Consider the following 6,250-nt stretch of genomic DNA (forward strand, 5'->3'; position numbering starts at 1 on the left):
CTCTCCGTCACCGACGTCGGGGTAAATACTAACACTTGAGAAAGCAGGGAGTTCACGGTCGTCGTCGAACGTCTGACGGTGCAAAACGATGGCGGCCACCGCGTGCCCGGCTTCGTGATGCGCCACAAGCGGCAGATATTGGGAGGCTACATTCATGCGGTGCGGCTCTCAGGTCTAGTTTGCTTTTGCGCATAGGACCGCAATTGTCGTGCCAACTGGGAAAATCGTTTCGGGCAATGCGATCGCTCCGATAGCGTTGCGTCTCCTGTCTGACATTGTTGGGAAGTCGACACGCGCCCGTCGCAATGCGGTCGACCTTCCGCGCGAGTTGGGTGACCCGTGAAGGCGGCCGACCAGGACGATGTTGCGCTGATCGGCGACGAAGGCGCGGCCGGGCGAGATCGCGCATCAGGGGGTGACCGGCGTGTCGGCGAAGTCGAAGTCGTCGATGTCCTTGGCCAGCGGCAACTTGGCGACAGCGAACTGGTATTTGATGGAGCGGGCCTGCTTCTCCGATATCTCGGCCTGCAAGAGATCACCGACAATCCTGGGCGGCTCGTGCCGTCGCTTGATGGCGACGCGCCCATGATCTCGTCATAGGCTCTGCGCATTCCGTAGAGCTTCAGCGCTCCCATCAGTTCCAGTACCTCGGTGCGTTCCATGGCTGTTTGTCCTCCTGAGACTGTCATAGCGGGTGCAGTCGGCGACCGCTCGTGAGCTAGCTTCAGCGCTTGGGGAATGGAAAGGATCGTGCCCGGCGCCGGATCGCGGCTGCGGGCCAGGATGTTGAGGATCACCGGCGCCGACGATGCACCGTGCTCGATGGCTTCCTGACAGGCGGCCTCGACCGCGCTCAATCCGTCGGTCAGCACCCAGGTGAGGATCAACACCATCTGCCGGTCGACGTCATCAACCGCCTTGAGCTGCGCCGCACCTTCTCCATTGCCGACCGCACGACCCAGCCAAGGAACGGCGCGCGCCGTGTGCCAGGGATCGTAGACGACCTCGTTGCGGCCAAAGGAGCGAACGTGTTCTCCCACGACCACGCCATCCTCTGGCGGATGCGATCCGATCGACATAAGCATGGATCTCGATGGGCCGACCGACGGCACTCGACAGCACCGAGTATTTGTTGTTGTCGAAGCGCACCGTGCAGGTCTTCGACACCGACGGGGGAATGCAATGGAAGCCGTCGAAGCGACCGGCAGCCGCTCCCGCTGCGGCTTGGCCGCATTCGCCGACAGCAGCCGGTCCCGCGTCTCACGCCGAGCTCTCATGCGGGGATAGGGCTGGTGCTTGCGCTCGTAGCGGAACTGCGTCTCCTCAGAACGCAGGACCTTGCGCACCACCTTGCGCGACATCTTCAGCTCACGGCAGATCGCCTTGATCGACTTCCCCTGGACCAGCGACAGCCGACGTATCTTTGCAATCGTCTCTAAAACCAACATCCAAAACACAAATGCCTCCGATCAAGCCGGAGGCATCTTGATGACCCCATCGTTAAGGGGTCCCGTTTGGACGAAAATCACCCTTTAAACAGGGTCCCCATTCCACGAAAAATCAATGCACTACCTTCCAAAGCTGCGAGAGATCGCCACCGACCGCTTTGAAGGGGCTTTCGGCGGTCTCGTCAGCGAGGTTGTGGCATGAAGAAACATCAATCCACAGCATTGGGCCGAAGCATGCCACGGGCTCATGCCGCGGGAGAGCGGGAAGATATTCTTGAAAGAAGCGGTCTCCGACATCAATACCGACAGGATGGGCAGCTTTCTCACATCACTTGAGGTCGAGCGTGGCAGTTGCGACCCGCAATGCAAGGCTGGCGGCGATGCATGCCTTTGCGCGGTTCCTGATTTCGGAGCACCCCGAATATTAGGATACGCTGCAACTGGTGGTGACACTTCCCTTCAAGAGGGCGCGTGGGTGGCACCTGTCGAATATCTCGATGAGCCCGGAAATCAAGAGCGTCCTGGCGCGTATCGACCGCCGCACGCCTTCTGGACAGCGGGATTACGCTCTGTTTTCGCTGATGTTCAATACGGATGCACGAGTTCAGGGATCCTGAATCTTCGATTGTGACCTTCGTCTGGTATCGCCCTGTCCCGCCGAGCAAAGCAACGACCGCCCCACACTGCTCACCCGGTTCGGTGTTCGATACTTGCTGCGCACACATGGCTGCGGGCGAAGGAACCACCATGGCGGAAAAGAGCATCCATCATCGCCCTTTGCGGGACACGACGGCCATCCACCTCGTCAAGGCGGGTGTTGACATCGCCACCATCAGTCGATGGCCAGGCCACTCGGGCTGAACTAACGATGCGCTACGCCCAGGCCGGTATCGATATGAAGCGGCAAGCGCTCGAACAAGTCTTCCCCCACGTGATGTCATCGGCAAAAGATCAGACGATCATCGCTTTGATGGCTGGATGTTTGGCTGGCTGCACCGCTTGTAGACGCTCAGTTATGTGGAGTTGTATCGCGGGAAGTCGCGCGTCTTGGTCTTTTGCGGTGTCAGCTCAACATCTCTCCGCAGTGCACGTTGTCACTGTTGAAGAGCCGTTTGTTCAATCTTCGTCCTGGCACGGCAAGGGTTGTCCATATTGTGGCGTCTTGCGCTTGCCGAGCTTGTCCGAAATCCAGCGCCGGATCAGGCGTGAACACTGTTGCGTAGTTCGTCAGCCAGAGCGCGGAGAACGTCGGCGCTTCCTTCCAGCGCCGTAAAAGCGTAGGGATTGAGGAACTGTCGGCCCCAGAACAGATTGCGATCTATGCCGGATAGCGTAGCTTCCTCGCTGACACGCGGCCAATTCTCCGCAATGCATCGGAGCTGGCCTTCAACAATCGCAAGAGCTTCCGGCGCGCTGAGCAGGAAGTGATGCGCCGCTTCAAGGCAGGACGCTATCCGGCTCATGCGGTTATTGCCGCTGATGAGCATGGCCTGGCTGGCCTCCTGGCCACTGCGGGCCTGCGGACAAATATCGTACGCAGGCGTGAGGGTGAGCTTAGCCCCGTCCCAGAATGCCGCATGGTTGCGGGCATGATCGTCGGTGTTGCCGCAAAGTATGTTGAAGACAATGCGGCTGAACAACTCGCGCAGAGTTTCCGACGGCGCGGTGAATCGGTGGCGAATGATCTCCGCCAAATCCTGGTAGCTGGCGTAACGCGCCATCATCTCATCGAGCGCGAGCATCGTCAGCGCTGAGACCATGGATTTGCGTTGCCAGCCGCCCGTGACCTTGATCCGGTCGAATCGCTCGACGAGCAACACGTCGTTGCCTGCGGCGCGAACGAGCGAGACGGATGCCGCTCTGATGCCGCACAAGGCGGCAAGCCGCATGGCTATGAATTCTCCTTTGACGACGCTGTAAAGGTCGGCAGACGAGGAAAATTTCGCGACATGCTTGACGGCGTCATCCTCGATCAGCGCCTTTGGCCTTGCGCCGCCGATCGAGCTGCCGTGATGCAGCGCCTGATCTAATTCGGGGGTGAGCGGAATACCTTTCTCTACCCGCTCCGCCGATTGGACAAGCTCTTCGAGAGTGGCATTGGCCAGTGCGCGCGGCTCGTAATGCGTGGGCGAAAACTGAAAATCGAGCGCGCCGATGCGGTCCGAGCCTGATTCCAGCAAGAACGTCAGTTCTGAAATATCGAGCCGCGCGATTTCATCGCCCTTCACACCGAATTTGCGGTTTAGGATAACCCGTCGTCCCCAGGCATCAGGGGCAGCATCGCGGATGCATCCCGGCATGGTTAGGCCAGGAAGCAAAGGCAATTCGCCTGCCTTCAGGGGCAGTTCCGGGAGATAAAGCGGGATCGCGCTGCCCAGTTCACGAAAGCTCCTGCCATAGTTGAAGCTGACGAGTCCGTCATGGGCATATAGCCGCCCGGCGACAACCGGCGCGGTCTCGCCCGGCAGCCAGACCCAGACATAGGCTTCGTCGTACTTGGGGACCTTAGAACTCATCGACGATCTGCTTGCTGGCCTTGTAGACGTGCTTCGGCAGCAGCGCGATGCGATCGTCCATGCGGCCTGTGAGGGCTGTGATGCCCTTGCCGTCGGCATCGAACAGCTTCACACCGACAATGGCAGCAGCTTCGAACATCAGTCCGATTTCGACTTTGGGATCGCCCTTCTCGATGCGCTGCAGGGTGCTGCGTGAAACACCGATTCTCTCGGCTAACTCCTGTGCGGTTAACCGGTGCTGCATCCGGCCAAGCCGGATGGTCTTACCGAAAAGGCCAAGCGCTTCCATCGCGTAGCGCGAATAGGTGCGTTTATACGTTGCCTTCATTCGGGTCTCTGTGACCTATGCATGATCCATATCGCCTTCTTTAGAACTTTATATAGGTAATGTCACAGAGCGACTGCCAAAGTCAAGACTCCGTATCGCAAGCGTTACCCATCCGAACGAGGAAGGCGGATATTGCCTACGGCTCCTGCACAACCGGCCAGCTCTGCGCCCCTCGGGCGAGGCGGAGATCTGGCGCTGGATCGCGGACAGCCTTGAGACGCCTCGCATGAGTCATTCATGGGCGGTCCCTGGTGCGAGGCCGCGGCGCTCGACTGCTGGCCGACATTCTCGGTGGCGGGACCCGCAGCCGGCTACACCAGCACTTTTCGACCGCATACGCGCCCAGCTTCTCTCCGAAATCATTGCCAATGAGCGCGGAACCTCATGCGATCGCCGAGCTGGCCTGGCGGCGCGGAATCTACGGCACGCATCCGTATTCGAGACCGCCCAAGGGAGCCTGACTAGCGTAACGCCCTCCGATCTAAGCGCCTTCCACAAAGCCGCTTTCGCACGCGACGGGCTGCATGTGGCGGTCGTAGGCGACATAGATGCCAAGCCCTGAGAGTAAGGCTCTACCAGCTGTTCGGCGATTTGCCTCAGAAACTGGCGCTTGCCGGCGCGAACCAGTGGTATCGCGAGGGCGAGCACGCCGAGCGCTTTTCCTCCGCCCTCCACTGACCACAGACCCGCACGCAACGAAGCCGCGCTCGATCTTATCGTGGCGTGGCTAGGTGCAATGTTTGCTCTCGCCATCAGGCCGGCTTTCCCGATGGCGTGGTCAACCTGGATCTATGCGTCCGAAGGTGATCGCGTGGGCCGTGAACTCTGCACCAATTCCAAGATTCAAAAGATCAGCTTTACCGGTTCGAACGAGGCCGGACGGCTGCTGATGCGTCAGTGCTCTGACCAGATCAAGAAGGTCAGCCTTGAAACCGGCGGCAATGCACCTTTCATCATCTTCGATGATGCCGACATTGACGGTGCTGTTGACGGTGCGGTCCAGGCGAAGTTCCGCAATGCCGGCCAGACCTGCGTTTCCGCGAACCGCATTTACGTCCAATCGAGCGTTCACGATGAGTCCGCCGAGAAATTGTGGAGAAGGTCCGGCACTTATCAGTGGTCCGACGTCTACTCCCGGAGCTAAGCCGTCGCCAACCCAAGATCGAGTCCCACATCGCAGATGATAATTCGATGCGGGGCCGAACGATAAATATGCATGCTTTGGCCACCCCGAGGCAGGGCTCATTGAGATGATCCGACCGCCTTGGAACAAAGATGGGGTAGAGCAGATGAAGCGTTGGCAGCGTGTCTCCATTCGACGCGAGCGCTGAGGATGGGATCACGATCATTCGCATCACGCGCAGCCGCAAGGGCGATGCCATGGCTACTTTGGAATCGTTGAAGTGGTTTGAGCCGGACAGTCACAAATACACCCGTTACGCCGCGGCTCAGGAAACGGGGCGGCGTCCGGCGGTGGAGGTGCTCGCTGACTTAAAAAGGGTGCGGGCAGTCGTTGCGCTTGAGAGCGACGACATTTGGGATCCGGCACGGGGTGACCTGCTGCCAATCGGCAGTTAACAGGGTCCGACAAAAGTGTGCACAACATGCTGCTGAAGTGGCCTCCGGAAGCGCTACCGGAAGTTACGCGTCTTGAACTTGATAGGGTCGATATGGTCATACTGCATCGACGATGTCGCGCCCCTTCGGCATGCCGCGCGGATCGATGCCCGATCCGCCGTGATGAGCCTCGGCCCTCGGCCGTGCGGCAACGGAAACGGCGTCTTGCGGTTTCCCACGCTGGCCAGCCCGGCCGACAGATCGGTCAGCTCGTGGGCGACGAGGTGCACCACCTCCTCTTCCGTCGGATGCGTCCGCGGACGCCGAGCATGGCCGAAGCAAGAAGCACGCGCCGGAATTTCTCGCGAGATCTTGACCCAGACGACGACGTTTGCCGCACC

3 protein-coding genes and 4 pseudogenes are annotated in these 6,250 nt (G+C 59.7%); 2 read left to right on the forward strand and 5 right to left on the reverse strand.

Going from position 1 to position 6,250, the window contains the following annotated elements:
- Positions 1-348: 348 nt before the first annotated feature.
- From EN906_RS38330 to EN906_RS19295, 4 genes and pseudogenes are all read right to left on the reverse strand, one after another.
- Positions 349-662: pseudogene (locus tag EN906_RS38330) on the reverse strand (ATP-binding protein); the annotation flags it as partial.
- 10 nt (positions 663-672) lie between these two features.
- Positions 673-1,206: pseudogene (locus EN906_RS38335) on the reverse strand (IS21 family transposase); the annotation flags it as partial.
- Between the two features lie 1,441 nt (positions 1,207-2,647).
- Positions 2,648-3,964, reverse strand: coding sequence for a HipA domain-containing protein (locus EN906_RS19290; protein ID WP_127206482.1), 1,317 nt, complete (start codon positions 3,962-3,964; stop codon positions 2,648-2,650).
- Positions 3,954-4,292, reverse strand: a complete 339-nt coding sequence (locus EN906_RS19295; protein ID WP_236383572.1) for a helix-turn-helix transcriptional regulator — start codon at positions 4,290-4,292, stop codon at positions 3,954-3,956. The genes EN906_RS19290 and EN906_RS19295 overlap by 11 nt, the downstream gene beginning before the upstream one ends.
- A gap of 613 nt (positions 4,293-4,905) precedes the next feature.
- Here EN906_RS19295 and EN906_RS19305 point away from each other — a divergent pair.
- Positions 4,906-5,382 (forward strand): annotated as a pseudogene (locus tag EN906_RS19305) (aldehyde dehydrogenase family protein); the annotation flags it as partial.
- A 215-nt stretch (positions 5,383-5,597) separates the two neighbouring features.
- Positions 5,598-5,870 carry a hypothetical protein gene (locus tag EN906_RS19310; protein ID WP_127266913.1) on the forward strand — a complete coding sequence of 91 codons (273 nt, stop codon included), beginning with the start codon at positions 5,598-5,600 and terminating at the stop codon, positions 5,868-5,870.
- 96 nt (positions 5,871-5,966) lie between these two features.
- On the opposite strand, the pseudogene EN906_RS19315 reads toward EN906_RS19310, so the two are convergent.
- Positions 5,967-6,250 (reverse strand): annotated as a pseudogene (locus EN906_RS19315) (hypothetical protein); the annotation flags it as partial.

Source organism: Mesorhizobium sp. M7A.F.Ca.CA.004.06.1.1 (assembly GCF_003999135.1).
GTDB lineage: Bacteria > Pseudomonadota > Alphaproteobacteria > Rhizobiales > Rhizobiaceae > Mesorhizobium.

Bases quoted from the DNA above. Each gene is read 5' to 3' on its own strand.
- EN906_RS19290 (WP_127206482.1), bottom strand. From the start codon at position 3,964: ATGAGTTCTAAGGTCCCCAAGTACGACGAAGCCTATGTCTGGGTCTGG.
- EN906_RS19295 (WP_236383572.1), bottom strand. From the start codon at position 4,292: ATGAAGGCAACGTATAAACGCACCTATTCGCGCTACGCGATGGAAGCG.